The sequence below is a fragment of the Verminephrobacter eiseniae EF01-2 genome, assembly GCF_000015565.1.
Lineage (GTDB): Bacteria > Pseudomonadota > Gammaproteobacteria > Burkholderiales > Burkholderiaceae_C > Acidovorax > Acidovorax eiseniae.
Map to the genome: position 1 here is coordinate 3,886,505 of NC_008786.1, position 24,770 is coordinate 3,911,274.

General features: G+C 66.0%; 26 protein-coding genes. 12 read left to right on the forward strand and 14 right to left on the reverse strand.

Annotated features, from left to right (window positions below; genetic code table 11):
- Positions 1–50 precede the first annotated feature (50 nt).
- Positions 51–1,571 carry an aldehyde dehydrogenase gene (adh, locus tag VEIS_RS17035; protein ID WP_011811226.1) on the reverse strand — a complete coding sequence of 507 codons (1,521 nt, stop codon included), beginning with the start codon at positions 1,569–1,571 and terminating at the stop codon, positions 51–53.
- A gap of 252 nt (positions 1,572–1,823) precedes the next feature.
- Between adh and VEIS_RS17040 the strand changes: the two genes are divergently transcribed.
- Positions 1,824–2,237, forward strand: coding sequence for a winged helix-turn-helix domain-containing protein (locus VEIS_RS17040; protein ID WP_157048558.1), 414 nt, complete (start codon positions 1,824–1,826; stop codon positions 2,235–2,237).
- Here VEIS_RS17040 and VEIS_RS28965 read toward each other — a convergent pair.
- From VEIS_RS28965 to VEIS_RS29845, 3 genes are read right to left on the reverse strand one after another with little or no spacing between them, the layout of a single operon-like run.
- Positions 2,215–2,739, reverse strand: a complete 525-nt coding sequence (locus tag VEIS_RS28965; protein WP_011811228.1) for a hypothetical protein — start codon at positions 2,737–2,739, stop codon at positions 2,215–2,217. The genes VEIS_RS17040 and VEIS_RS28965 overlap by 23 nt on opposite strands.
- A 6-nt stretch (positions 2,740–2,745) precedes the next feature.
- On the reverse strand, positions 2,746–3,321 hold the full coding sequence (locus VEIS_RS26690; RefSeq protein ID WP_011811229.1) for a type II restriction endonuclease PvuII: 576 nt from the start codon (positions 3,319–3,321) through the stop codon (positions 2,746–2,748).
- Positions 3,308–3,532, reverse strand: coding sequence for a helix-turn-helix domain-containing protein (locus tag VEIS_RS29845; protein WP_198137883.1), 225 nt, complete (start codon positions 3,530–3,532; stop codon positions 3,308–3,310). The genes VEIS_RS26690 and VEIS_RS29845 overlap by 14 nt, the downstream gene beginning before the upstream one ends.
- A gap of 101 nt (positions 3,533–3,633) precedes the next feature.
- Between VEIS_RS29845 and VEIS_RS17055 the strand changes: the two genes are divergently transcribed.
- Positions 3,634–4,629, forward strand: a complete 996-nt coding sequence (locus VEIS_RS17055) for a DNA-methyltransferase (protein ID WP_011811230.1) — start codon at positions 3,634–3,636, stop codon at positions 4,627–4,629.
- Positions 4,630–4,774: 145 nt separating this feature from the next.
- On the opposite strand, the gene VEIS_RS28970 is transcribed toward VEIS_RS17055, so the two are convergent.
- From VEIS_RS28970 to VEIS_RS17065, 3 genes are all read right to left on the reverse strand, one after another.
- Positions 4,775–4,915, reverse strand: coding sequence for a hypothetical protein (locus VEIS_RS28970; protein WP_157048559.1), 141 nt, complete (start codon positions 4,913–4,915; stop codon positions 4,775–4,777).
- Positions 4,903–5,142, reverse strand: coding sequence for a tripartite tricarboxylate transporter substrate-binding protein (locus VEIS_RS31700; RefSeq protein ID WP_198137884.1), 240 nt, complete (start codon positions 5,140–5,142; stop codon positions 4,903–4,905). The genes VEIS_RS28970 and VEIS_RS31700 overlap by 13 nt, the downstream gene beginning before the upstream one ends.
- 163 nt (positions 5,143–5,305) lie before the next feature.
- Complete coding sequence (locus VEIS_RS17065; protein ID WP_041950125.1) at positions 5,306–5,791, reverse strand: hypothetical protein; 486 nt, start codon at positions 5,789–5,791, stop codon at positions 5,306–5,308.
- 50 nt (positions 5,792–5,841) lie between these two features.
- Here VEIS_RS17065 and gspG point away from each other — a divergent pair, with 50 nt between their 5' ends.
- The 3 genes from gspG to gspI are packed head-to-tail and all read left to right on the forward strand — an operon-like array spanning position 5,842 to position 7,144.
- A complete protein-coding gene (gspG, locus tag VEIS_RS17070; RefSeq protein WP_041950126.1) occupies positions 5,842–6,294 on the forward strand; it encodes a type II secretion system major pseudopilin GspG in 453 nt (150 codons plus the stop codon).
- A 2-nt stretch (positions 6,295–6,296) separates the two neighbouring features.
- Entirely contained in the window at positions 6,297–6,785 is a 489-nt protein-coding gene (locus VEIS_RS17075; protein WP_011811233.1) for a prepilin-type N-terminal cleavage/methylation domain-containing protein, read from the forward strand.
- Positions 6,785–7,144: a type II secretion system minor pseudopilin GspI gene (gene gspI / locus VEIS_RS17080; RefSeq protein ID WP_011811234.1), complete on the forward strand. Its 360-nt coding sequence runs from the start codon at positions 6,785–6,787 to the stop codon at positions 7,142–7,144. Before VEIS_RS17075 ends, gspI begins: the two co-directional genes overlap by 1 nt.
- Here the strand turns inward: gspI and VEIS_RS29855 are convergent.
- Positions 7,138–7,359, reverse strand: coding sequence for a hypothetical protein (locus tag VEIS_RS29855; RefSeq protein ID WP_198138084.1), 222 nt, complete (start codon positions 7,357–7,359; stop codon positions 7,138–7,140). The two genes, gspI and VEIS_RS29855, sit on opposite strands and share 7 nt — an antisense overlap.
- A 32-nt stretch (positions 7,360–7,391) precedes the next feature.
- On the opposite strand from VEIS_RS29855, the gene VEIS_RS17085 reads away from it, so the two are divergent.
- From VEIS_RS17085 to gspD, 6 genes are all read left to right on the forward strand, one after another.
- A complete protein-coding gene (locus VEIS_RS17085) occupies positions 7,392–8,003 on the forward strand; it encodes a PulJ/GspJ family protein (RefSeq protein WP_407831845.1) in 612 nt (203 codons plus the stop codon).
- Positions 8,000–9,016, forward strand: coding sequence for a type II secretion system minor pseudopilin GspK (gene gspK, locus VEIS_RS17090; RefSeq protein ID WP_011811236.1), 1,017 nt, complete (start codon positions 8,000–8,002; stop codon positions 9,014–9,016). The genes VEIS_RS17085 and gspK overlap by 4 nt, the downstream gene beginning before the upstream one ends.
- A 105-nt stretch (positions 9,017–9,121) precedes the next feature.
- A complete protein-coding gene (gene gspL, locus VEIS_RS17095; RefSeq protein ID WP_011811237.1) occupies positions 9,122–10,372 on the forward strand; it encodes a type II secretion system protein GspL in 1,251 nt (416 codons plus the stop codon).
- Complete coding sequence (gene gspM / locus VEIS_RS17100) at positions 10,369–10,962, forward strand: type II secretion system protein GspM (protein ID WP_011811238.1); 594 nt, start codon at positions 10,369–10,371, stop codon at positions 10,960–10,962. The genes gspL and gspM overlap by 4 nt, the downstream gene beginning before the upstream one ends.
- Positions 10,963–11,028: 66 nt before the next feature.
- Positions 11,029–11,832, forward strand: coding sequence for a type II secretion system protein N (gene gspN, locus VEIS_RS17105; RefSeq protein ID WP_011811239.1), 804 nt, complete (start codon positions 11,029–11,031; stop codon positions 11,830–11,832).
- Between the two features lie 4 nt (positions 11,833–11,836).
- On the forward strand, positions 11,837–14,059 hold the full coding sequence (gspD, locus tag VEIS_RS17110) for a type II secretion system secretin GspD (protein ID WP_011811240.1): 2,223 nt from the start codon (positions 11,837–11,839) through the stop codon (positions 14,057–14,059).
- Here the strand turns inward: gspD and VEIS_RS17115 are convergent.
- Both VEIS_RS17115 and VEIS_RS17120 read right to left on the reverse strand, forming a co-directional pair.
- The gene (locus tag VEIS_RS17115; RefSeq protein WP_011811241.1) at positions 14,046–15,011 is read right to left on the reverse strand and encodes a Bug family tripartite tricarboxylate transporter substrate binding protein; all 966 of its coding nucleotides are present in this window, start codon (positions 15,009–15,011) and stop codon (positions 14,046–14,048) included. The two genes, gspD and VEIS_RS17115, sit on opposite strands and share 14 nt — an antisense overlap.
- Before the next feature lie 41 nt (positions 15,012–15,052).
- Positions 15,053–16,894, reverse strand: coding sequence for a gamma-glutamyltransferase family protein (locus tag VEIS_RS17120; protein WP_011811242.1), 1,842 nt, complete (start codon positions 16,892–16,894; stop codon positions 15,053–15,055).
- A 272-nt stretch (positions 16,895–17,166) separates the two neighbouring features.
- Here VEIS_RS17120 and VEIS_RS17125 point away from each other — a divergent pair, with 272 nt between their 5' ends.
- Positions 17,167–18,690, forward strand: a complete 1,524-nt coding sequence (locus tag VEIS_RS17125) for a CoA-acylating methylmalonate-semialdehyde dehydrogenase (protein WP_011811243.1) — start codon at positions 17,167–17,169, stop codon at positions 18,688–18,690.
- Between the two features lie 3 nt (positions 18,691–18,693).
- Here VEIS_RS17125 and VEIS_RS17130 read toward each other — a convergent pair whose 3' ends face one another.
- The 4 genes from VEIS_RS17130 to VEIS_RS17145 all read right to left on the reverse strand — a co-directional run bounded on the left by VEIS_RS17130 (position 18,694) and on the right by VEIS_RS17145 (position 24,662).
- Positions 18,694–20,262: a sugar ABC transporter ATP-binding protein gene (locus VEIS_RS17130; RefSeq protein ID WP_011811244.1), complete on the reverse strand. Its 1,569-nt coding sequence runs from the start codon at positions 20,260–20,262 to the stop codon at positions 18,694–18,696.
- Positions 20,259–21,461 (reverse strand): strictosidine synthase, encoded by a 1,203-nt coding sequence (locus tag VEIS_RS17135; protein ID WP_011811245.1) that lies wholly within the window; start codon positions 21,459–21,461, stop codon positions 20,259–20,261. Before VEIS_RS17135 ends, VEIS_RS17130 begins: the two co-directional genes overlap by 4 nt.
- Complete coding sequence (locus VEIS_RS17140; protein ID WP_011811246.1) at positions 21,461–23,575, reverse strand: ABC transporter permease; 2,115 nt, start codon at positions 23,573–23,575, stop codon at positions 21,461–21,463. The genes VEIS_RS17135 and VEIS_RS17140 overlap by 1 nt, the downstream gene beginning before the upstream one ends.
- Before the next feature lie 73 nt (positions 23,576–23,648).
- Positions 23,649–24,662: a sugar ABC transporter substrate-binding protein gene (locus VEIS_RS17145; RefSeq protein ID WP_011811247.1), complete on the reverse strand. Its 1,014-nt coding sequence runs from the start codon at positions 24,660–24,662 to the stop codon at positions 23,649–23,651.
- Positions 24,663–24,770: the final 108 nt, after the last annotated feature.

The following is a 24,770-nucleotide window of genomic DNA, read 5'->3' on the forward strand; positions in this document are numbered from 1 at the left end:
GACCCGGCCGCGCGGGCCGGGTCAGCGGTGTGACGATGGATCGGAATCGATCAGAAGAACCCGAGCTTGTTCTCGCTGTAGCTCACCATCAGGTTCTTCGTCTGCTGGTAGTGGTTGAGCATCATCTTGTGGTTCTCGCGCCCGATGCCCGAGTTCTTGTAGCCGCCGAACGCAGCGTGGGCCGGGTAGAGGTGGTAGCAGTTGGTCCACACGCGCCCGGCCTGTATGCCCTTGCCCATGCGGAACGCGGTGTTCATGTCGCGGCTCCACACGCCGGCGCCGAGGCCATACAGCGTGTCGTTGGCGATCTCCAGCGCGTCTTCCTCGTTCTTGAAGGTCGTGACCGAAACGACGGGGCCGAAGATCTCCTCCTGGAAGATGCGCATCTTGTTGTGGCCCTTGAACACCGTAGGCTTGATGTAATAGCCGCCTTCGAGATCGCCCTTGAGCAGGTTGCGCTCACCGCCGATCAGCACCCGTGCGCCTTCCTGCTTGCCGATGTCGAAGTAGGACAGGATTTTCTCCAACTGCTCGCTGGAAGCCTGGGCGCCGATCATCGTGGCCATATCCAGCGGGCTGCCCTGCGTGATCGCAGCAACCCGCCCGATGGCGCGCTCGATGAAGCGGTCGTAGATCGACTCCTGCACCAGCACGCGCGACGGGCAGGTGCAGACCTCCCCCTGGTTCAGCGCGAACATCGCAAAGCCTTCGAGCGCCTTGTCGAAGAACGCATCGTCCTTGTCCATCACGTCGGCGAAGAAGATGTTCGGTGACTTGCCGCCGAGTTCCAGCGTCACCGGAATCAGGTTCTGGCTGGCATATTGCGAGATCAGCCGGCCGGTGGTGGTCTCGCCGGTGAAGGCGATTTTGCCGATGCGGTTGCTCGACGCGAGCGGCTTGCCGGCCTCCAGGCCGAAGCCGTTGACGATGTTGACCACACCCGGCGGCAGCAAATCGCCGACCAACTCCATCAGCACCAGGATGGACACCGGGGTCTGCTCAGCCGGCTTCATGACCACGCAGTTGCCCGCCGCCAGCGCAGGCGCCAATTTCCAGATGGCCATCAGGATCGGAAAGTTCCAGGGGATGATCTGGCCGACCACTCCGATGGGCTCGTGCAAGTGATAAGCATAGGTATCGTTGTCGATCTGGCTGATGCTGCCTTCCTGCGCGCGGATGCAAGACGCGAAGTAGCGCAAGTGGTCGACGGCCAGCGGTATGTCGGCCAGGGTGGTTTCGCGGATCGGCTTGCCGTTGTCCCAAGTCTCTGCGGCCGCAAGCATTGGCAGATTCTGTTCGATCCGGTCGGCCATCTTGTTCAGGATGGTGGCCCGCTCCGTGGGCGAGGTCTTGCCCCACGCGGTCTTTGCCTTGTGCGCGGCGTCCAGCGCGCGCTCCACGTCCGCTGCGGTCGAGCGCGGGATATCGCAGAACGGCTTGCCCGTCACTGGCGTAATGTTCTCGAAATACTGGTTTTCCACCGGCGCGACCCATGCGCCGCCGATGTAGTTGCCGTAGCGCTTCTTGAAGTTCACCGGGGTACCGAATTTGCCCGGTTCGAGCATGTCCATGTGCGTCTCCTGATGTGTCGATGATCGCGGCGGCGACATCTGCGGTCGCTCATCCGCTGGCTTTGCCGACCGTGCCCGCGCAGGTTCGTGGTTGCGCGGGGTCGGTGCCGCATTCTACGTCGTATTCCATCGGATATGTCAAAGGACGGCGCTTGCAAGCGGCGTTCCGGCCAGCGGCGGCCTTGCTGCGCGGTCTGCCTTATGCTTGGCGCACCGCATTCGTCGTCCCGCGCCGGTTCACGCCCACCACATATGCCCGACACCCCCTCTCCCACGACCGGCAAAAACCAAGCCACGCCGGCGCGGACACGCTCGGCCCCGGGTCCGGTGCTCAAGTTCCGCATACGGATCACCCATGGTGATGCGATCGCCGTCGGCCCGGGCAAAATCGCGCTGCTCGAAGCCATCGAAGCCACGGGCTCCATCACTGCCGCAGCCAAAACCCTGGGTATGTCGTACCGCCGGGCCTGGTTGCTTCTGGACGAAACGAACCGGTCGTTGAAACGGCCGGCGGTCGACTCCACCAAGGGTGGTCCGCATGGCGGCGGCAGCCTGCTGACCGATGAAGGCAGGAAACTGATCGCGCTGTACCGACACATCGAGGCCACTGCGCGCACCGCTTGCCGCAGCGACATCAGGCGCCTCATGGAGATGCTCGCCCGTTGAACATGGGGCAGCAGCCCCGATTCCGATGCGTTGCGGCCGGCCCCGAGCGTCGGTCGAGCGGCAAGGCGTTCTTCTCGTACACCACCAGCACACCAGCCCCCGTCACGGTGCTGTACAGCTCGCTCCAACGGAACAACGCCCGGTAGCCGTCGTCGCCGCAAGCGATGATCATGCATTCCTTGAGCGCCGGTCTCGGCAACTGCGGCAAGTCTGTCAACGCCAGGATGTCCAACAGCGACACGCCGCGATAGCCTTCGGCCAGTTCGATCTGGCGACTGCTGATGCAAACGATCGCGGTGGGGATCTGATTCGCGCCCTGACTGACAAGACTGGCCCGTTTCGCGCCAAGGGACATGTCATCCAGGTCGGCAACCGCGTCTGCATTGCCGAAGGACGTATCGTCGATGTCGATGGCAGAATCGATGCGCCTGCGACCACGATTTGCCTGGTATTTCCGTGGCCTTGAATTTTCTGACTGGTAAGTGGCAGAACGGCCCTCCATGCCGACTCAGGGTGACTTCTTCCTTCTCGCTTTGGCAAGTCTGTTGGGGCCTGGCTTTGGGCGCACAAAGCCAGCAGAACCTTCAGGAAGCCATATAATTTCACCATACTCCATCACGTGAGCCAGCGGAATTTTTGGATTATTGATGTCTTTGCCTCCGTCGTCATGCCACTTCTTTTCCCACCGTGCATAAAATGATTCCATGTGATCAGGTTTGAGGCGATAAATGACCTGGAGCTCTATGTTCTTGAATGCGGCAAAATACCAATCGACCTTCCTGTATTTTGCGATAATGGCAGGGTTCATATGGTGGTGCGTTGTAAACTGGTGTTGCAACTCCAGATTTACAGTCTTGATTTCATACTCGTTGCCAAATGAATCGACGGCATCATTGCCTTCTCTCGTGCCGTCAGTAGTGAGACCAAGTATCATCAACAACTGAAGGTACTTTCCTCCATTGTCTTGAAAAATGTCGTTGATTTTGTACTTTGAAGCAAGCACCTGATATTCCCTGATGCAAGGAAAAAGGCGCTCAAATTTTTGCTTATCCGTTTCTTCGGCTGAGTGATTAGCTTGCGTCATCTGGATTCAAAAGTACTCTGATGTCAACACCAAGAGCCACAGCCAACCGTTCCATGTTGTCTACGGTAATGTTCCTTTCTCCGCGCTCGACCGAACTGACATAAGTTCTATGCAGATCACAAAGATCAGCAAGCCTCTCTTGCGAGATGCCTTGGCCGGTGCGAACCTTCCGCAGGTTGCGAGAAAAAGTGAGTCGGGCTGTCATGCTCATGGCACATGGATGAAGTTCTCAATGATCTCCGCTTGACAACTTTGAATCTACAGACTATAAGTTTCATCCTTTGAGGATTGCACAAATCTGACCACATCGCCATGACACCTGATCTGCCCGTTTTCAACCAGCAGCCGCTCTACCACACTGACTTGGGGGCGGCTTACGTCGCTGATTCGCTCGACATGCTCCGGCAGTTGCCTGACAACAGCATCAACTTGGTCATGACCTCTCCCCCTTTTGCGCTTCAGCGTCAGAAGGACTACGGAAACAAGGATCAGCATGAATACATTGACTGGTTAACCGAATTCGCCACGCTCGTTTACCAAAAGCTCACACCTGATGGTTCTTTTGTGCTGGACTTGGGGGGAGCGTATCAGAAGGGCTTACCCGTTCGCAGCCTCTACAACTATCGTGTCCTGATCAGGTTCTGTGACGAGATCGGCTTCCACTTGGCCGAAGAATTCTTCTGGTTCAATCCCTCCAAGTTGCCCTCCCCGATCGAGTGGGTCAACAAGCGGAAAATTCGTGCCAAAGACTCCGTTAACACCGTTTGGTGGTTGTCAAAAACTGAGTGGCCGAAGGCAGATGTCTCCAAGGTCCTGGCCGAATATTCGGAGCGGATGAAAAAACTCATCAAAGATCCAGAAGCCTACTACTCACCGGCGAAACGACCATCAGGCCATGATATTGGTTCTTCTTTTGGCAAGGACAACGGAGGATCCATTCCTTCCAACTTGCTTCAAATTTCCAACTCTGAAGCAAATTCCCAATATCTGAAGCTGTGCAAAGAAGTCGGGATTCAAGCTCACCCTGCGCGATTTCCCGCCAAATTACCTGAATTTTTCATCAGGTATCTGACAGAACCCAACGACCTGGTTGTGGACATCTTCGGCGGCTCAAACACCACGGGTCATGTTTGCGAATCGGAAGGCAGGCGCTGGCTGGCATTTGAACAACTTCAAGAGTATCTGTCTGCTTCCGTGTTCAGGTTCATGCAGGATCAACCAATCGAGAGCATCAAGACCACCTTTGCAGAATTAATGGAAAACAAGATCAAACACATCAAATCAAATGGGCAAGGCAAGTTGTTCTAACCTGGCCATCCCGGAATATGAACTGGCAAAAGCCGCAGATCGTCCAGCGTGAACGTCCGCTCGCGCGACACATGGCCGGTGACCCTCAAGACCGGCTCGGGTACGGACTGAAAACCTCGATGTTGCGCGATCGGATCAGTGAGGCTCACTTGGCCGTATCGTCCCGGACAATGGCCGCCAGTTCTTCGGGCGAGGAACTCCTGGGCTCTGCGCCGGACTGCACGATCTTTGCGTTGGCCGTCGGGTCCGCAACCGCCTGGCGCACAGCCTGGCTCAGTGGCTGCACGATATCAGCCGGCGATCAGCCGGCGTCTCGGCGGAAACGAACATCGCGTACCAACCAGTTCGTTGTTCGTATCCACATTCATCCACATTCGCAAATCCCTGCTCCTGGAAAGTCCTGGCCTCGGGAAGCGCCGGATGGCGTTTCGCAGCCGCGATGCCCAGCGCCTTCAAGCGGCCAGCCCGAACATGGGCCAGCACAGCGGGCACATCGGCAAAAGCACCCGCCACCCGACCGCCGAGCAGGTCGTTCAGAGGTCGTTCAGAACCGGGGTTATGCCGTCGTAGGGGATGTGCGCCAGTTCCACACCGGCGGCCAATTCCAGTTGCACCAAGGCCAAGTGGGGGATGCTGCCCGTGCCGGAGGAAGGGCCGATGGTTTGGTTTTCCTGCTCTACGGCCGGGGCAATTCCTGATCCCTCGGCGGCATGTCCAGAATCACCGTGGCAGGCCCGCCCATATGGGGGCCCAGTCGCGCCTGACGGGGGGCCAGGGTTTGCAGCAGCAGTCCTTGGTCGACCGCAGCCCCGATGCGAAATGGTCGGGCCGGTTTGCCATCGACCGCAATCAGCGCCGCGCCGCCGCCACTGCGGCGACCCGACAGCACACCGATCAGCGCGAACCGGCCCGGCGGCGCAGCCACCGGCGCTGCCGCGCCGGGCGCCGAAGAAGGCAGCGCGCCCAGCAAGCGCGCCAGGGCCTGGGCGTCGGGCGCCACGGCGTCGGGCACGGCGGGCAGCATGGCTTGGGCTGCGGGCGCGGACAGGCGCAGCCCCCAAAAAACCACGCTGGCGCCGGCTGCGGCCCACAGCGCCAGAGTCCCCAGACGGGCGCCCCATGGGCTATGCGGGCCGTGCGGGCTGTGCGAATTGGTCACCATGCGGGGATTATGATTCAGGCGCTTGTCCCCCTGCCCGGAGATCCTCTGCAGTGAACCATTTCCTCCCCCTTGCGCTGCGCGGCGCCCGCCGCAGCCTTGCCAGAGGCTTTACCCTTCTCGAACTGATGGTGGTTTTGGTCATCATCGGCGTGCTGGCCGCTCTCATCGTGCCCAATTTGCTCGATCGCGCCGACGACGCCCGCATGACCGCCGCCAGGACCGACATCACCAATCTGATGCAGGCGCTCAAGCTGTACCGCCTGGACAACCAGCGCTACCCCACGGCCGAGCAGGGTTTGCAGGCGCTGCTCGTCAAGCCCGGCGCAGGCCCGATGCCGAACAACTGGAAGCCGTACCTCGATAAACTGCCCAACGATCCCTGGGGACGCCCGTACCAATACCTGAATCCGGGCATCAAGGGCGAGGTCGATGTGATGTCGTTCGGCGCCGACGGGCAATCGGGCGGCGAAGGCAAGGATGCAGACATCGGCAGTTGGCAGTAGCCATGCCAGCCCGCGGCCCTGGCAGCCATGCACCCCCACGCTGGCGCGGCTTTACTTTGCTGGAACTGCTGATCGTCATCTGCATCATGGCCCTGGCCACGGCCGGGGTGGGGCTGGCCTTGCGCGACGACGGGCAGATGCTGCTCGAACGCGAGGCCGCCAGGCTGGCCGCGCTGCTCGAATCGGCCCGCGCGCAGTCGCGTGCCGCCGGGGTGCCGGTGCGCTGGCGCGTGCTGCCGCAGGGCTTTCGGTCCGGGGGCCTGCGGCAGGACTTCCGTTTCGAGGGCCTGCGCCCCAACGCGCAGGCCGCGTTGCCCAGCCAGTGGCTCGACGCCGGCACCGTGGTGCACGGGCAGACGGTGCTGCAACTGGGCCCCGAGCCGCTGATTGGCCCGCAGCAGGTGCAAATCGGCCACCCCTCGTACCCCGGGCGCAGCTTGCGCGTCGTCACCGATGGTGTGCGCCCTTTCGCCGTCGAGTCGGTGCCGTGATGCAGCCCTGGCAGCGCGGCTTTACGCTGGTGGAAGTGCTGGTGGCCCTGGCCATCGTGGCGATTGCGCTGATGGCGGGCCTGCAGGCCACCACCGCGCTGACGCGCAACGCATTGCGGCAGGCCGACATCATGCTGGCCCAACTGTGCGCCGAAAACGAGCTGGTCAAGGCCCGTCTGTCGAGCCAGATGCCCAGTGTGGGCGACAGCTCGCTGGTCTGCGAACAGGCCGGGCGCCAGTTGCAGGTTCTGCTGATCGTGCGCCCCACGCCCAACCCGGCCTTCAGGCGCGTCGATGCGCAGGTGTTCGATGGCGACCGTTCGATCTTGCGCATTTCCACCATCATCGGGCGCTATTGAGCGACTGGACATGACCGGGACCATCGCGCGATCACTGGAGCACCTCCGCCTTCGGCTGCGGTATGAGCGCCTCCGGGCGGCCGCGCGGCGCTCACCGGAGCACCTCCGCCTTCGGCTGCGGTATGAGCGCCTTCGGGCGGCCGCGCGGCGATCACCGGAGCACCTCCGCCTGCGGCTGCGGTATGAGCGCCTCCGGGCGGCCGCGCGGCGCTCATGCCGCCAGCAGGGCTTCACGCTCATCGAGCTACTGCTGGCCATCGGCGTGATGGCGCTGCTGGCCGTCCTGAGTTGGCGCGGGCTGGACGGCATGGTGCGGGCGCAGGAAACGACGCGCCAGCGGGCCGATGAAATGCTGGTGCTGCAAGCGGCGCTGGGCCAGTGGGGCAGCGACCTGGACGCGCTGCTGCCGATGGCCAACACCACGGCGCTGGACTGGGACGGCCAGGTGCTGCGCATGACGCGCCGCAGCAGCGCCGTCCCCGACGAGGGCGCGCTGGTGGTGGCCTGGACCCGCCGCAGCGCCGCCGGCACGGGCCAGTGGCTGCGCTGGCAATCGCCGCCGGTGCGCACACGCGGGCAGTGGCAGCAGGCTTGGCTGCAGGCGGCCCAATGGGCGCGCACCCCGGGTGTCGACGAGCGGCGCTACGAGGTCGCGCTGCTGCCGCTGGACGGTTGGCAGATCTTCTATTACCGGGGCGGGGCCTGGTCCAACCCCTTGTCCAGCAGCGACTCGGGCAGCAGTTCCGCCGCCATCCCCGACGGCCTGCGCCTGCAAATCACCTTGCCGGCCAGCCAGGCGCTGGCCGGCCAGCTCACGCGCGACTGGGTCAACCCGGTGCTCGGCGGGAGGCGTTCATGAGGCCCCCCGGCCTGCGCGCCAGCCCCGGCCTGCGCCAGCGTGCCCGGGGCGCGGCGTTGCTGCTGGCCATGCTCACCGTCACGCTGGTGGCCACGTTTGCCGCTGCCGCGATGTGGCAGCAGTGGCGCGCGGTCGAGATCGAGTCGGCCGAGCGCGCCCGCGTGCAGTCCGCCTGGATACTGGTCGGCGCGCTCGACTGGTCGCGCCTGATCCTGTTCGAGGACAAGCGCTCGGACGACGGCACCGACCACCTGGCCGAGCCCTGGGCCGTGCCGCTGCAGGAAGCGCGCCTGTCTACTTTTTTGGCCGCCGATCGCAATGTGACGCAGATGCAGGACGCCAGCACCGACACCACCGAAGCCTTTCTCTCGGGTGCGGTCTCTGATCTGCAGGGGCGCCTGAACATTGGCAATCTGTTCCAGGGCGGCCGGGTGCAGCCGCTGGCGCAGCGGCAGTTTGGCCGTTTGTTTGCGCGGCTGGGCCTGTCCGATCAGCAGTTGAACCTGCTGGTGGACGGCATGCGCGAGGCGCAGGCCGGCGCCGGCGGCGAGGGCGGCACGGCGCCGCTGCTGCCGCCTGGCGTCACCCAACTCGGCTGGCTGGGCCTGACACCGGCCACCGTGGCCGCGCTGGCGCCGCATGTCGCGCTGCTGCCGGTGCCCACGCCGGTCAATATCAACACCGCCGATACCGAGGTGCTGCTGGCCGCCATCGACGACCTGGACAGCGCCAGCGCCCAGAAGATCGTGCAGGCCCGCGAGGCCAAGCATTTCCGCACGCTCGACGATGTGCGCAAGCTGCTGGCCGGCAGCGGCGTCAACCTCGGCGACGACAACGCCTACTCCGTCAACTCGTCCTGGTTCGAGGTGCACGGCCGCCTGCGGCTGAACGACACGGTGGTCGACGAGCGTTCGCTGCTGCGCAGGGATGGCCGTCTGGTCACCACCATCTGGCGCGAGCGCGGCGCGCTCGCGCGCGAGCCCTCCGGAGCGGCGCCCGAGGCCCGGCGCTGAGCATGTCCGGGCATGTCTGTGGCATGCCATGGCCCGCGCCCGGCGCCGCCGCCGGGGCGGGGCATCCGGGCCAGCGCCTAAAATGGCCCGCAAAATCCGTCCTCCATGAGCACCCTGATCCTTTTCCTGCCGCCCGGCCGCCCAGGGCCGGCCACCGAGTACAGCTACACGCTGACGGCAGACGGCCACCATGCCACCGGCCACGCCAGCGCCCCGGCCGCCCTGCTGCCGGAACCGGCCAGGCCGGGCGCTGAAGTGGTGGCCGTGGTGCCGGCGCGGGCGCTGTCCTGGCAGCGCCTGCTGTTGCCGCCCGGCCTGCCGCTCGGCGCAGGCCAGCAAACACCACGCTTGCGCTCGGCGCTCGAAGGTCTGCTCGAAGACCGGGTGCTCGACGATGTCGGCCAACTGCACTTTGCCATCGAGCCTGGCGCGCAGGTCGGCCAAGCGCTGTGGGTGGCGGTATGTGACCGCGACTGGCTGCGCGAGAACCTGCAAGCCCTGGAGGCCGCCGGCCGCCGCGTTGCGCGCGTGGTGCCCGAGTTTGCCCCCGGCCCCACGGCCAGCGCCGGCCCTGAGCTGTGCGCGCTGGGCACGCCCGAGGATGCCTATCTGGTCCTCAGCGGCCAGGGCGCCGACCAGGGGGTGGCCGTTTTGCCGCTGAGCCGCATGGCACTGGCACTGGCGCAAACCGGCAGCGCCGCCGACCAGACCCCGGTGCTGCGTGCCGAGCCTGCCGTGGCGGCGCTGGCCGAACGCACGCTGGGCCAGAGCGCGGGCTTGTACACCGCCAGCCAGCGCGCACTGGACGCCGCGCGCAGCCATTGGGACCTGGCCCAGTTCGACCTGGCCAGCAGCGGCAGCCGGCGGGCCATGCGCAAAGCCGGCAGCACGCTCAGCGCCTGGCTCTACGCCCCGCGATGGCGCGCGGCACGCTGGGGCGCCGGCCTGCTGGCGCTGACGCAACTGGCGGGCCTGAACGTCTGGGCCTGGCATGAACGCCAAACCCTGGCCGCCAAGCAGGCCGCAGTGCACGCCGTGCTCACCCAAACCTTTGCGCAGGTGCAGGTGGTGGCGAATGCGCCGGTGCAGATGGAAAACGAACTGGCCCGGCTGCGCCAGGCCGCAGGCAGCGTCTCGGCCAGCGACCTGGAGCCCATGCTCGCGGCCGCAGACGCCGCCCTGCCCGCTGGCCGCCTGCCCACAGCCATCGAATACAGCCCCGGCGCGCTGCGCCTGCGTGGCCTGGCGCTCGTGCCCGACGAAGCATCGGCCCTGTCCGGGCGTCTGCAGGCAGCGGGCTACCAGGCCAGCGTCGAAGACGGCAACCTGTGGCTGCGCACGCAGGCCAGCCCATGAACCGACCGATGCCGCCGCCGACGCTGCGCACCGCCCTGCGCCAACACTGGAAAACACTGGCGCCGCGCGAACGAAGCCTGGTGCTGGCCGCAGCCGGCCTGGTGACGCTGGCGCTGCTGTGGTGGCTGGCCATCGCCCCGGCCTTGGCCACGCTGCGCACCGCCCCGGCACGCCATGCGACGCTCGACATGCAACTGCAACACATGCACCGCCTGCAAGCCGAGGCGCAGCAACTGCAAGCGGCCCCCCGCAGCAGCCCCGGCGACACCGTGGGCGCGCTGCGCGCGGCGCTGGCGCAGCAACTGGGCCGCAGCGCGCAAGTGAGCGTGCAGGGCGCGCACGCCAACGTCACCCTCCAAGGGGCTTGCGCCGATGCGCTGGCCCAATGGCTGGCCCAGGCCCGCAGCAATGCGCACGCCAACACGCTGCAAGCCCGGTTGACGCGCAGTGCGGCCACGGCCACAGCCACGGTCTCGACCCCATCCGGCGGCGGCGCTGCGGCCCCCGCGCCCACACCATGCCGCCCGGGCAGCGCCATGCCCCGTTGGGACGGCACCCTGGTGCTGGTACTGCCTGCGCCCGCCCCTTGATGCGCCGGCCCGGCCCCAAGCCCGTTCCAATCCATCCCAACCCATTCCACCCATTCCCATCGCCCCATGGTCCACCCTGCCCGCCCTGCCCCCGGCCCCGCGTCCCGCCCGATGTGGGGCTGGGCGCTGGCCGGCGCCTGCGCCGGCGTGCTGCCTGCCCTGCTGGTTTTTGCCCCCGCGCATTGGCTGGCCGACAGCGTCGCCCATGCCAGCAGCGGGCAGTTATTGCTGCTCCAGCCGCGCGGCACGGTGTGGAACGGCTCCGCGCAACTGGTGCTGGCCGGCGGCAGCGCCAGCCAAGACCGCGCCGCGCTGCCCGGCACGGTGACCTGGCAATTGCGCCCCCGTTTCAATGGCCTGCGCGCCAGGCTGCATGCCAGTTGCTGCACCCCCGAGCCGTTGCAGGCCCGGGTCGATGCCGGCTGGAGCGGCATACGGCTGCGCGTGGCCGATGGCCAAAGCCAATGGCCCGCCGCACTGCTGGCCGGGCTGGGCACCCCGTGGAACACCTTGCAGCCCCAGGGCCAGCTCGCGCTGCAAACCCGGGCGCTGGAAATGCGCTGGACGGCCGGCCGCATGCAGCTATCGGGCCAGGCCCGGCTCGATGCGCTGGCCATGTCCACGCGCCTGTCCACGCTGCGCCCGATGGGCAGCTACCGGCTGGTGCTGCAAGGGGGCGAGGTGCCCGCCGTCACCCTGAGCACGCTCGACGGCGCCTTGCAACTGAGCGGCAGCGGCCACTGGGTGGGCCAGCGCCTGCGCTTTGCCGGCCAGGCCAGTGCCAGCCCCGAACGCGCAGCGGCGCTGTCCAACCTCTTGAACATCATCGGACGGCGCAGCGGCGCACGCTCCATCATCACCGTGGGTTGAACCTATGACTTGCCTGCTTTCGCCCCGCCTCCACTCAGCCATCAAAACGGTCGCTGTCAGTGCATTGTTTGCCTGCGCCAGCGGCCAGATGTCGGCCCAAACGGCGATCGACACTGGCACCAGCAGCGTGCGCGCCGGGGAACCCGTCACGCTGAACTTTGCCAATGCCGACATCGAGGCCGTGGCACGCACCATGGCCACCATCACCGGCCGCAACGTGGTGGTCGACCCGCGCGTCAAGGGCCAGCTCAACCTGGTCACCGAACGCGCCGTCACGCCCGCCGCCGCCTTCGAGCAGTTTCTGGCGGCGCTGCGGCTACAGGGCTACACGCTGGTCGAGGCAGCGGGCCTGTACAAAGTGGTGCCCGAGGCCGACGCCAAACAACAAGGCGGCAGCGTCAGCGTGGCGCAGGGCAGCACCGGCAGCACGCCCGGGGGCGGGCAGATCGTCACGCAGATCTTCAAACTCGACTTCGAGAACGCCGCCAACCTGGTGCCGGTGCTGCGCCCGCTGATCAGCCCGAACAACACCATCAACGTCAACCCCGGCAACAACTCGCTGGTGATCACCGACTACGCCGACAACCTGCAGCGCCTGGCGCGCATCGTGGCAGCGATGGATGTCTCCAATGCCACCGATGTGGAAGTAATTGCGCTGGAAAACGCCATTGCCACCGACCTGGCACCGCTGATCGTGCGCCTGATCGATGGCGGCAACGCCGGCACACCGGCGGCCGCGCAGGGCCAGGCCGACAACTCGTTCAAGACCACGCTGATCGCCGAGCCGCGCAGCAACGCGCTGATTCTGCGCGCCGCCAACCCGGCCCGCGTGGCCTTGGTGCGCTCCCTGGTCGAGCGGCTCGATCGGGCCCCCGCGCCCGGCAGCAGCGCGGCCAGCGGCAACATCCATGTGGTCTATCTGAAAAACGCCGACGCCACCAAACTGGCCGCCACCTTGCGCGCCGCAATCAGTGGCAACGGCAGCGGCATGGCGTCATCAGGGCCGGGGCCGTCCGGCAGCACGACGGGCAGCGGCGGCGGGCTGCTGTCAACGTCGACCGGTGGCAGCAGCCCGGGCCAGAGCCTGAACGCGGCCAGCAGCAATCAGCCCGCCACTGGCGGCCAGATCCAGGCCGACCCGACGACCAACTCGCTGATCATCACGGCCCCCGACCCCCAATACCGCCAATTGCGCGCCGTCATCGAGCAACTCGACGGGCGCCGCGCGCAGGTGCTGGTGGAAAGCCTGATCGTTGAAATTTCGGCCAACAAACTGGCGCAGTTCGGCGTCCAGTGGCAAAGCCTGCTGGGCAAAAAGGGCGCCAGCCTCCTCGGCGCCATCGGCACCAACTCCGGCCAATCTGGCGGCAACATCACGAGCCTGACCGCCGCACTGGCGTCCGGCAGCACCACCAGCATCGCCACCGCTGCCAATTCGCTCGGTCAGGGCATGAACCTGCTGCTGGCGCCGCGCATCAACGGCCAGTATTACCTGGGCGCACTGGCCAACTTTTTGCAAAACAGCGGCGATGCGAACGTGCTCTCCACGCCCAATCTGATGACACTGGACAACGAGGAAGCCAAAATCGTCATCGGCAACAACGTGCCCTTCGTCACCGGCTCTTATGCCAACAGCAGCAGCAACAGCACGGTCAACCCGTTCACCACGGTGCAGCGCCAGGATGTCGGGCTGATGCTGCGCGTGCGCCCGCAAATCAATGAAAACGGCACCGTCAAGCTGTCGGTCTACCAGGAAGTCTCCAAGATCGACGCCTCGACGCTGACCTCCCCGAATGGGCCAACCACCAGCAAACGCTCCATCGAATCGAATGTGCTGGTGGAAGACGGCAGCATCATCGTGATCGGCGGACTGCTGGAAGACAGTTACTCACTCAATCAGGACAAGGTGCCGGTGCTGGGCGACATGCCGGTCCTCGGCAACCTGTTCCGCAGCGAAAAGCGCACCAGAAACAAAACCAACCTGATGATCTTCCTGCGCCCCACCGTGTTGCGCAGCAGCGCGAGCTCCGACATCCTGACCGCCGACAGATACGACGCCATCCGCGCGCTGCAACTGGGCATCCAACCCGTCGCCCATCCGATGCTCGATGCCGTCGATGCCGCCCCGGTGCTACCCCCGCCGCGGCCTGGCACCGGGCACGATGATTCACCGGCCGCGCCGGAAGCAATCCGGCCGGTCGACACCGCCCCGGTCACTCAGTTTTGATGCCCAGTTCCGCGATGATTTTTCCATAGCGCCGGGCATCGGCGCGCAGCAGGGCGGCAAACTCCTGCGGGGTTTTTTGAACCACCTCGACGCCGATCGATGCCATACGCTGCCGGGTTGCGGTATCGGCCAAGGCCGCATTTGCAGCGGCGTTGAGCCGTTGCACCAAATCCGGGGCCATGCCTTTGGGGCCGAACAAACCGTACCAGACGCCGAGTTGGTAACCGGGCAAGGTCTCTGCCACCGTCGCAACCCCGGGTAACAGCGCCGAACGCTGCGCTTCGGTGACCGCGAGCAATTTCAGCTTGCCGTTTTTGACATGCGGCAAGGTCTGGGTCGCTGCGGAAAATATCACCTGCGTCTGGTCCGCCACCGTATCCATCACCGCCGGGGCACCGCCCTTGTAGGGCACATGCGTCATTTGAATACCGGCCGCGCGCGCGAACCATTCAGCGCTCAAATGGTTGGTGGAACCGGTGCCCGCCGAGGCATAGTTGAGCTTGCCAGGATTTTCCCTGGCATAAGAGATGAAGTCTGCCAGGTTATTGGCCGGAACGGAGTGATTCACGGCCAGGGTGTTGATGACATTCGCCAACTGGGCAATCGGCGTGAAATCATCGACCCCTCGGAAAGGCATATGGGGCATCAGCGCCGGATTCATTGCGTGCGTGCTCATCGAACCGACCAGCAGCGTATAACCATCCGGCCGGGCTTTGGCGACGACTGCCGACCCGATATTCCCGGAGGCTCCGGCCTTGTTGTCGACAATCACCGGCTGCCCCAGGGATTTTCCCAGCCGATCGGCAAGCGCCCGGGCCAGGATATCGGTGGAGCCTCCCGCAGCCCACGGAACGATCAAGGTCACCGGTTTTTCGGGATAAGCGGCATGGGCCAAGGTGGACGCGGCCAGCGCCAGCGCCAGAAAAATGGGACGAAAAAATCGGGGTTTCATGGTCCGGGTGCCGATGGGTCGATGGGTCGATCGAGAAAACGTCAACGCCCGACGGCATAGCCCTGCATTCCGCGCGGATTCGCGGCGGCCCGCAGCAGCAGGCGGCCCTGCGCGTCGCGCCAGCGCGAGCACGCGGACATGCGGCTTTCGGACCACGGCGGCCCGACATGGACCTGGTGCCCTTGCTGCCTCAGCGCGTCGATCTGATCGGGCGCAAACCGGGACTCCAGGGTCAATTCATTGAGCCGGGTTGCGCGCGGCCAAAAGGACGCGGGAAAATGATCGACATGCCAAGCCGGTGCGTCGATCGCCTCCTGGAGATTCATGCCATGCACCGCGTGGCGCAAAAAGAACGCGCATGACCACTGATCCTGCTGATCCCCGCCGGGTGTGCCAAACACCATATAGGGCTCGCCATCCTTGAAAGCCATCGATGGCGACAGCGTGGTGCATGGCATCACGCCCGGCGTCAAGGTATTCGGCAGCGATTTGTCCAGCCAGGTCATTTGCAACCGGGTATTGAGCGCAAAGCCCAGCGCAGGAATGGCCGGGCTCGATGACAACCAGCCCCCGGAAGGGGTGGCCGCCACCATATTCCCATGGCGGTCGATGACATCGATATGGCATGTGTCGCCGACGAAAACCTCACGCCCGGGCCATTGCGCTGACGCAACCAGAGGGGCAAATGTCGGCTCGCCGACACCGAACCGCGTGTCTGCGGTCAACAGCGTGCGCCGGGCCACATCGAGATCGGGAAGCTGCGGTTTTCTGCCCAGGGGAGAGCCGGGGCGCAATATATCGGAGGCCTGGCGCTGGACCAGCCCCCAGCGTTGCTGCAAATAATCATCGGCCAGCAACGCCATTTGGGCCTCATGCGAGGCATCGGGGGCGCACCCATACCAGGCCAGGCGATCGGCCAGCGCGAGTTTGGCCGCCTCGGCAATGCCATGCACAAACCCTGCGGTATCGGGCGCGCAATGCGCCAAACCGGCATGGCGGAGCATTCCTGCCTGCTGCAAAAAAACCGGCCCTTGGCTCCAGAAACCGCATTTCATCAGCGTATGGCGCCCAAAATCCAGTTGCAGCGGCTTTTCGACGGCGGCTTGCCAGTGCGCCATATCGTCGTAGCGCAGAAATCCCGAATGCGCCTGCCCGGATGAATCCGGTATTTTTCCGGTGCGGCAAAAATCGTCGATGGCGCGGGCCACGAATCCCCGGTACCAGCCGGCGAGCGCGGCCTCGATTTCCCCGGTGCGCTTGCCACCGCCTTGGTCCTGCGCCTGGGCGATGATTTTTTCGTAGGTGGCGGCCAGTGCCGGCAAACGAAAAAGCTGCCCGGGCACCGGGCATTGGTTGTCGGGCAGCCAGACATGCGCTGATGTGGGCCAGCGGCGACGAAACAGATCCTCGACGGCGAGGATGGCCTGAATCGCCCGTGGTATCAGCACGAATCCCTCCCGGGCATAGCGCAGCGCCGGCTCCAGAACGGCGGCCAGAGACCATGTCCCATGGTCGCGCAGCATCGTCAGCCAGGCGCCGAAGGCGCCAGGGACGGTGGCCGGCAGCAAACCGATGCCGGGCACCTGCTCCAGCCCCAGCCGCTGGAACGCTGCTGTGCTGGCGCCCGCAGGCGCCACGCCTTGTCCGCAGATCGCCTGGGCCTGCCGCTCCGATTCGTTCCATAAAAGAATGGGGACTTCTCCCCCCGGGCCGTTCAGGTGCGGCTCCACGACCTGCAGCACGAAACCGCCGGCGACAGCCGCATCGAACGCATTGCCGCCGCGCTCGAGCACCCCCATCGCAGTCTGCGCCGCAAGCCAATGGGTGGATGCGGCGACACCGAAGGTGCCGATGATTTCCGGACGGGTGGTGAAAATGCTCATGCGCTGGATGGATTGAAATATGTGGGCAACGGGCAACGGGCGAGCGCCCGGGTGGCAGCCAGTTTAGCAAGCGCCCGGAGAGCGCCTGGAGAGCGTCCGGCGGCCACGCAGACCGCCGTGGCCGAACATGGGGCAACGATTCTTGCACGACCACACCAGGCGCGGGCTTGCCGTGCGCGGTGCATGGTGCATGCGTTCGGGCGCGCCGCTACGATGGCGGGGCTTGCCGGCATTTCCGCCCGGACACCAGCCCTCTTTCAGGAGATGAATCCATGAACGCACCCACCCATGCGGCCGCACTGGCCCCCAGCGTCAAGCTGTTGATCGGCGGCCAGTTGCTCGAATCGGAAAGCACCGAATGGCGCGAAGTGGTCAACCCCGCGACGCAGCAGGTGCTGGCCCGCGTGCCGTTTGCCACGGCCCGGGAGATCGATGCCGCCGTGGCGGCGGCCAAAGAGGCTTTCAAGACCTGGAAGAAGACGCCCATCGGCACGCGCGCGCGCATCTTCCTCAAATACCAGCAGTTGATTCGTGAGCACATGGCCGAACTGGCCGCGCTGCTGACGGCCGAGCAAGGCAAAACCCTGGCCGACGCCGAAGGCGATGTGTTCCGCGGCCTGGAAGTGGTCGAACATGCGGCCGGCATCGGCAACCTGCAACTGGGCGAGTTGGCCAACAATGTGGCCACTGGCGTGGATACCTACACCCTGCTGCAGCCGCTGGGCGTGTGCGCGGGCATCACGCCGTTCAACTTCCCGGCGATGATTCCGCTGTGGATGTTCCCGATGGCCATTGCCACGGGCAACACCTTCGTGCTCAAGCCTTCCGAGCAGGATCCGATGGTGACCATGCGCCTGGCGGAGCTGGCGCTGGCAGCCGGCATTCCGCCCGGCGTGCTGAATGTGATCCACGGCGGCGAGATGGCGGTCAACGCGCTCTGCGACCACCAGGACATCAAGGCGGTGTCGTTCGTCGGCTCGACCAAGGTCGGCACCCATGTGTACCAGCGCGCCACGCTGGCCGGCAAGCGCGTGCAATGCATGATGGGCGCGAAGAACCACGCCGTGGTCCTGCCCGACGCGAGCCAGGAGCAGACGCTCGATGCGCTGGTCGGGGCCGCGTTCGGCGCCGCCGGCCAGCGCTGCATGGCCCTGTCCGTGGTGCTGCTGGTGGGCGCTACGCAAAAGTGGATTCCTGAACTGGTGGCCAAGGCCAGAGCGCTGCGGCTCAGCGCCGGCACCGAGCGCGGCGCCGACCTGGGCCCGCTGATCTCCTGCGCCGCCCGCGCGCGCGTGGAAGGTCTGATCGAACGCGGCATTGCCGAGGGCGCGACGCTGGAGCTCGACGGCCGCAGGCCCCTCGTGCCCGGCTTTGAGAGCGGCAATTTCGTCGGCCCCACGATTTTCTCGGACGTCAAGCCCGGCATGGCCATTTACCAGCAGGAAATCTTTGGCCCGGTGCTGGCCCTGGTGCCCGCACCGGACCTCGACGCGGCCATTGCGTTCATCAACGACAACCCGAATGGCAATGGCACGGCCATCTTCACGCAAAGCGGCGCTGCGGCGCGCAAGTTCCAGGAGGAGATAGATGTCGGCCAGGTGGGTATCAACGTGCCCATCCCGGTGCCAGTGCCGCTGTTCTCGTTCACCGGTTCGCGCGCGTCCAAGCTGGGCGACCTCGGCCCCTACGGCCGGCAGGTCATCATGTTCTACACCCAGACCAAGACCGTGACGGCCCGCTGGTTCGACGCCAGCGGCAGCGCGCGCGGCGTGAACACCACCATCAGCCTTCGATGAATTTCAGTGAATCGCCGCGTACATGATCGCTTCCTGTGTGGCTTCGGTGGCCGAGAATTCCGTGACCACTTTGCCTTGCTTGGCCACGAGGATGCGGTCCGACAGCGCCATCACCTCCGGCAGGTAGGATGAAATCACCACCACCGCCTTGCCGGCATCGGCCAGCCGGTTGATCACGGCATGGATCTCGGCGATGGCGCCCACATCCACGCCCCGCGTCGGTTCGTCGAAGATGATGATGTCAGGCTCTTGCACCAGCGATTTGGCAATCACCACTTTCTGCTGGTTGCCCCCGGACAGTTCGATCACCTTCACGTCCTTGTCGATGGCGCGCACGTTGAGCAGCCGGCTCCAGTGCGCGCCGATTTCCCGGATGCGGGCCTGTGCGACCAGGCCATGCGCGCCGGGCAATTTGCCCAGCAGGCCCAGGTAGATGTTCCGGGCGATCGACATGATCTCGAAGAAGCCTTCGAGCTTGCGGTCTTCGGTGACGTAGGCGATGCCGTCGCGCACCGCCTGGCGCGCCACCCGGTAGCGCACCGGACGGCCGCGCACCAGCACCTGGCCACCGTGGAAGAAGTCGCGCTTGATCAACCCCGCCACCACCTTGAAGGTTTCGGTGCGGCCCGCCCCGACCAGTCCGAACAGGCCGGTGACCTGGCCCGCGAAGACCGACAGCGAGTTGTTCTTGACCATCGCCGCCATGCGCAGGTTGCGCACCGACAGCAGGCATTCGCCCTGCGGCCGCACGAAGTTCTTTTTCTGCCCGTAGATGGTTTGCGAGAGGTCGCGCCCGACCATGGCCTGCACGATGCGGTCGCGGTCGAAGCGGGCCTTGGTGTCGGTCACCACATGGCGGCCGTCGCGCAGCACGGTGATGCGGTCGGCCAGCAGCAGCGCTTCTTCGAGCGCGTGCGAGATGAAGATGACCGACACGCCGCGCGCCTTGAGCGCGAACACCAGGTCGAAGAAGTATTTCTTCTCCTCGGGCGTCAGGCTGGCGGTCGGCTCGTCGAAGATGATGATGCGCGCCTTGTGCAGCACGGCGCGGGCGATTTCGACCATCTGCTTCTTCGCTGCGCCGAGCATGCTGACCGTGGCGGTCGGGTCGATATCGAAATTGAGCGATTGCAGGAACTGCTGCGCCGCGATGTATACGCCGCGCAGCCGGTTGAAGAATGCCTCCTGGCCCAGGAACAGGTTCTGCGCCACGGTCATCGTGGGCACCAGGCTGGTCTCCTGGAACACCATCGCGATGCCCTGGTGCCGGGCTTCGAGCGGGTTGCGCAGTTGCACTGGCCGGCCTTGCACCAGCATCTGGCCCGAACTGAGCGTGACCACACCCGCCATCACCTTGGTCAGGGTCGATTTGCCGGCGCCGTTCTCCCCGAGCAGCGCATGGATTTCGCCTTGCCGCAGCGTGAAGTCGACGGCCTCGATGGCGGGCACGCCCATGTATTTCTTGGTCGCCTGGCGCAGTTCGAGCAGGTCGGGCGGCCGGGCGGCGCGCACTGGGGCACCTTCGCCTTCGGCTGCGGTATGAGCGCCTTCGGGCGGCCGTTCGGCACTCATGCTGCGGCTCCTGCGCCGGTCAGCGGTATGCGCAGCAGTCGCCCGCTGCCCTTGGAGACCGCATAGAGCGCGTCGCCGGTGTCGGCGATGGCCGTGATGCCGTGGTGCTTGCCGCCCGCCGGGCTGTGCAGCGATGACGACACCTGCCCCTGCCGGTCGACCCGCAGCACCAGCCCGTAGGAGCGTGGCGGCGCCCATGGTTTGAGCCGGCCCATCTGCTTGACCCCGGCGCCCTGCAATGGCTCCAGGAAGCTGTCGCCGCTGGACAGGGCCGGCGCGATCCAGTAGCGCGGGTCGATCTCGCGCAACATGCGCTTGCGGTAGGCATGCTCGCGCAGCACGAATTCGACCAGTTGCGTGCGGCAGATGAAGCAGCTGAGCCAGAAGCCGCCGTCGGCAGCCGGCGCCATGCGCGAAGGGTAGCCGGGCAGTTCCCCCACCTGCGTGACCCGGGGCGCGCCGCTGCGCGCGGTCGATCCGGGCACGGTCGGGCCAAGCACGCCGCCGCGCGCGGTCGATCCGGGCGCGCTCGGATACGGCACGCGCAGCACCCGGTGCCGCCAACTCTCGCTGACGAGCAGGCTGCCATCAGACGAGGCGAGCGCGCCGCGCGCGTGGCGCAGGTTGCGGGCGAGTTCCTCGGCCTGGCGCGCGGACGGGTCCCAAAGGCATAGCCGGCCGGTGGCGCCATGCGACATCAGGTCGTGGCACCACTGCCCGGCATCATGCTCGGCCGAGCCGTCGGTGATGAGCAGGCGGCCCATGGCGTCGAAGGCCAGCGCGTTGACGCTGCGCAGCGGCTGGCCGGCCACGGCCTCCAGCGTCAGTGCGTTGCCTCCCGGCGGCGCGGCGCCCGCCAGCGACAGCAGGCGCAACTGCGTTCCACCCAGCGCCACGGCGCTGCGGCAAGCGCCGCCGAAGGGCTGCACGGCCAGCGCCGTGATTTCGCGCTCGAAGCGCTGCACCGGCAGCGCGCGGTGGCCGTCGGCGCGCTCGATGCGGTACAGCAGCGGCCCGGCGCTCGCCCACAGCGTGCTGCCGTCCCAGGCCAGGTCGTCCAGGCCTTCGAGCGTGGCCACCACGGCGGCCTCTTCGAGCGCCCGGTTGGGCTTGAGCACCCCGTCCATCACCGGCACCGTGATGGCTGCGTCGCCGCGTCCGAGGAGCCGGTCGGCGAATCCGCGCAAGGTCTCCAGCATCAGGCTTTTCTCCAGCGTCGTTCGTACTGCACGAAGTCCGGGTCTGCGCCCGGCAACTGGTAGCGGCCGATGCGGTTGTTCGAGATGCCGCCGAGGTACAGGTAGCCGCGGTGCTCGCGCATCGAGGTGATCATCGGATGGTTCTGCCCGCCCAGGTCCCAGAGCGTTTCCAGCACCTGGCCGGCTTCGCTGAACTTGAGCACACAGCCGGTGTTGATGTTCGGAAACAGCCATTCGTCCAGCGGCACCCGCAGCGCCATGCGCCGGCGAAAGCCCGGCATGCGCAGCGCCAGGTCGTAGGCCGGGCAGCGCATGCCGACCAGCGCGAGCCAGTAGTGACCGTCGGAGGCTTGGTTGATGTTGTCCGGGTAGCCCGGCAAGTTCCCGATCACGGTCTGCACCTGGCCGGCCTTGGGCCCGTCGAACCAGTAGCGCTTGATGCAGCAGCCCCAGGTCTCGGCGAACAGGATCGACTGCCCGTCGCTGCCGATCGCGATGCCGTTCGGAAAACGCAGGCCGCGCAGCACGGTGCGCGTCGAGCCGTCGCGCGGGTCGTGGCAGATGATGCGGCCGTTGCCGCGCGCCTCCAGCCCGTCGATCGGCCATTCGTGCATCTCGTAGCGCACCGTCGCTTCGCTGAAGAAGATGCGGCCGTCGTCGGCGATGTCCAGGTCGTCGGCCAGCCGCAGCCGGCTGTCGTCGTTGATCGAGGCCCAACTGCGGTTGGTTTCGTCGCTCACGCGCTCGACCACGCGCTCTGGCGTGATGCGGTACAGCCCCATGCCGCCGACGCACACATGCAGGTTGTCCTGGCGGTCGAAGGCCAGGCCCAGCGGCTGGCCGCCGATGTGGGCGTAGACCTCCATGCGCTCGTAGTCGGGCGCGAAAAAGCGGATCACGTCGCCGTGGCGCGAGCCTGCATAGAGGTTGTCGTCGCGGTCGAGGATCACGTCCTCCGGCGCCTCGATGCGCCCGAGCCCGATCGGCGTCACGTCGCGCAGTTTGTCGTTGAGCGCGTAGCTGCCCGCGCCTTCTGCGGTGCAGGGCGGCGCCGGCGGCAACGCCAGGTAGGTCGGGCTGACGTAGACCTTGCCGATGATGCGCTGGCGGTTCTTGAGCCAGCGCACATCGATCACTGCGGCCAGCACCAGGATGGTCGCCAGCACCATGCGGGTCACGCCGCCCGGGGCCGACAGCGAGGTCAGCCCGTTGGTGATCAGCAGCACCAGCAGCGTGCCCACCAGCGCCTTGGTGACCGAGCCGCGCCCGCCGCCCAGGCTGATGCCGCCCAGCACGGCGGCGGTGAGCACCAGCACCTCCATGCCCACGCCGATGTCGGCGCCGGCCGTGGCCAGGCGCGAGGCGAAAAAGCAGCCGGCCGCGCCGCACAGCAGGCCCGAGGTCAGGTAGCACAGCGCCACCGTGCGGCGCACCGCGATGCCGCCGTTGTAGGCCGATCGGCGCGAGCCGCCAATGGCCATGATGTGCCAGCCGATGCGCAGCCGCGTGAGCAGCACATGGCCGCCAATGGCCACCACCGCGTAGACCCAGGCCACGGTCGGCAAGCCCAGCAGCGTGCCGTTGCCCAGAAAGTCCCAGGCCGCCGAGTCGGGCACGGCGCCGGCGATGGCGGTGGAGTATTGCAGGCTCAGGATTTCATAGATCGAGCGAAAGATGATCAGCGTGATCAGCGTCGTCAAAAAGGCGCGCAACTGCAGGTAGCCGATCAGCAGGCCGTTGACCGCGCCCAGCAGCGCGCCGGCGAGCAATGTGACGAGCACCGAGGCGGCCATCGGCCACTTGAGCACATGCATGCACATCAGCGCGCAGAAGTTGGTCAGCGCGAAGATCGAGCCTACCGACAGGTCGATGCCGCCGACGATCATGACCAGCGCCAGCCCCAGCACGATGAGGCCGATCTCGCCGGCCTGGCGCAGCGTGTCGGCCAGCATCACCGGCGAATGGAAGTTCGGGATCAGCTGCTCCGAGGCCAGCAGCACGGCGACCAGCAGCAGCACCGGAATGGCGCTCTCCGTCCAGCGCTTGGACAGGAGCTCGCCCACCCAGTGGTCAGGCCAATAGCGATAGCGCAGACGGGTGAGGGTCTCGTTCATCGGTGGATCGGCATGAACCGCGCAGCAATCGGGGTTGTCGGGGTTGTCGGGGTTGCGGCGTTGCGCGCGGCGGCTACCTGGCGGCCGCGAGCTTCCAGCAGGTGCCCTCGGCGCCGGCGTTTTCCTTGGTGATCGGCAGCAGCGTGGTGTAGATGTTCTGCCGCGCCGCGCCCGGCTTCACGCCGCCTTGCACCAGCCACTTGATCATGGCCGCCATGTTGCTGGCCTGCGTCGGCACGTCGTAGCTCACGAGGTAGTCGAAAGCGCCCGACTTGACCTGGTCGCACGCGCTTTTTTGCTCGCCGCCGCCCGAGGTGGCCAGGAACACCTTGCCGGTCAGGCCCGCCTCCTTGATCGCCGCAGCCGTGCCGATGTCCATGCCGTCCCAGAAGCCGACGATGCCGCACAGGTCGGGGTGCTGCTTGAGCACGGTCTGCGTCAGCGCCTTGGCCTTGGTGGCATCCCAGTCGGCGGCCTGGTTCGACACCAGTTTGAGCTGCGGGTTCTTCGCCAGCACATTTTCCACGCCCTTGAGCGTGTAGGCGCTGGTCGCGGCCGTGGGCGCGCCCTGGACGATGGCGATCTTGTTCGACTTGCCCTGGCAAGCTTGCATCACCGCCGTGGCGCCGCGCTCGCCGACATCGATCCAGTCGGCGCCGACGAAGACGGTGGACGGCTGTGCCGAGCGCATGTTGATCTGCACCACGTAGATGCCCTCGGCCTCGGCCTTGGTGATCAGTTTGGCGTAGGTCTGCACGTCGGGGTTGTGCACCACGATCACGGCGGGCTTTTCGGCGATCAGCGCGGTGAAAGCCTGCGCGCCGGCGCCGGTGTTCCAGTTCGGGTCGCGCAAGACCACCTTCATGCCCGAGGGCTCCAGTTCCTTCTTGAGCCCGAGGTACCAGCCATTGGTCAGATCGAACCCCATCGCGACCGGGATGAAGCCGACCGTCTTGCCGGCCAGCGCTTTCTTGTAGCCGTCGCGAAAAGGCTCATCGAGCCCCTTGCCCTGCGCGGCCGCGTGCTGCGCGCCGGCCAGTGCCAGCACGGTGCCGACGGTGGTGGCGAGTTTGTGTGCGAAGTTCATTGCGCTGTGCTCCTTTGCTCTGTGGTCTGGACATGTATCGGGATGGCGCCGAAAAGTGCCTGGCGCCCGGGCATCGGAAATCGGTGGCGATTGCGGTGGCGATTGCGG

Bases quoted from the DNA above. Each gene is read 5' to 3' on its own strand.
- adh (WP_011811226.1), bottom strand. From the start codon at position 1,571: ATGGACATGCTCGAACCGGGCAAATTCGGTACCCCGGTGAACTTCAAG.
- VEIS_RS17040 (WP_157048558.1), top strand. From the start codon at position 1,824: ATGCCCGACACCCCCTCTCCCACGACCGGCAAAAACCAAGCCACGCCG.
- VEIS_RS28965 (WP_011811228.1), bottom strand. From the start codon at position 2,739: ATGGAGGGCCGTTCTGCCACTTACCAGTCAGAAAATTCAAGGCCACGG.
- VEIS_RS26690 (WP_011811229.1), bottom strand. From the start codon at position 3,321: ATGACGCAAGCTAATCACTCAGCCGAAGAAACGGATAAGCAAAAATTT.
- VEIS_RS29845 (WP_198137883.1), bottom strand. From the start codon at position 3,532: ATGAGCATGACAGCCCGACTCACTTTTTCTCGCAACCTGCGGAAGGTT.
- VEIS_RS17055 (WP_011811230.1), top strand. From the start codon at position 3,634: ATGACACCTGATCTGCCCGTTTTCAACCAGCAGCCGCTCTACCACACT.
- VEIS_RS17065 (WP_041950125.1), bottom strand. From the start codon at position 5,791: ATGGTGACCAATTCGCACAGCCCGCACGGCCCGCATAGCCCATGGGGC.
- VEIS_RS17075 (WP_011811233.1), top strand. From the start codon at position 6,297: ATGCCAGCCCGCGGCCCTGGCAGCCATGCACCCCCACGCTGGCGCGGC.
- gspI (WP_011811234.1), top strand. From the start codon at position 6,785: ATGCAGCCCTGGCAGCGCGGCTTTACGCTGGTGGAAGTGCTGGTGGCC.
- VEIS_RS29855 (WP_198138084.1), bottom strand. From the start codon at position 7,359: ATGAGCGCCGCGCGGCCGCCCGGAGGCGCTCATACCGCAGCCGCAGGC.
- gspK (WP_011811236.1), top strand. From the start codon at position 8,000: ATGAGGCCCCCCGGCCTGCGCGCCAGCCCCGGCCTGCGCCAGCGTGCC.
- gspL (WP_011811237.1), top strand. From the start codon at position 9,122: ATGAGCACCCTGATCCTTTTCCTGCCGCCCGGCCGCCCAGGGCCGGCC.
- gspM (WP_011811238.1), top strand. From the start codon at position 10,369: ATGAACCGACCGATGCCGCCGCCGACGCTGCGCACCGCCCTGCGCCAA.
- gspN (WP_011811239.1), top strand. From the start codon at position 11,029: ATGGTCCACCCTGCCCGCCCTGCCCCCGGCCCCGCGTCCCGCCCGATG.
- gspD (WP_011811240.1), top strand. From the start codon at position 11,837: ATGACTTGCCTGCTTTCGCCCCGCCTCCACTCAGCCATCAAAACGGTC.
- VEIS_RS17115 (WP_011811241.1), bottom strand. From the start codon at position 15,011: ATGAAACCCCGATTTTTTCGTCCCATTTTTCTGGCGCTGGCGCTGGCC.
- VEIS_RS17120 (WP_011811242.1), bottom strand. From the start codon at position 16,894: ATGAGCATTTTCACCACCCGTCCGGAAATCATCGGCACCTTCGGTGTC.
- VEIS_RS17125 (WP_011811243.1), top strand. From the start codon at position 17,167: ATGAACGCACCCACCCATGCGGCCGCACTGGCCCCCAGCGTCAAGCTG.
- VEIS_RS17130 (WP_011811244.1), bottom strand. From the start codon at position 20,262: ATGAGTGCCGAACGGCCGCCCGAAGGCGCTCATACCGCAGCCGAAGGC.
- VEIS_RS17135 (WP_011811245.1), bottom strand. From the start codon at position 21,461: ATGCTGGAGACCTTGCGCGGATTCGCCGACCGGCTCCTCGGACGCGGC.
- VEIS_RS17140 (WP_011811246.1), bottom strand. From the start codon at position 23,575: ATGAACGAGACCCTCACCCGTCTGCGCTATCGCTATTGGCCTGACCAC.
- VEIS_RS17145 (WP_011811247.1), bottom strand. From the start codon at position 24,662: ATGAACTTCGCACACAAACTCGCCACCACCGTCGGCACCGTGCTGGCA.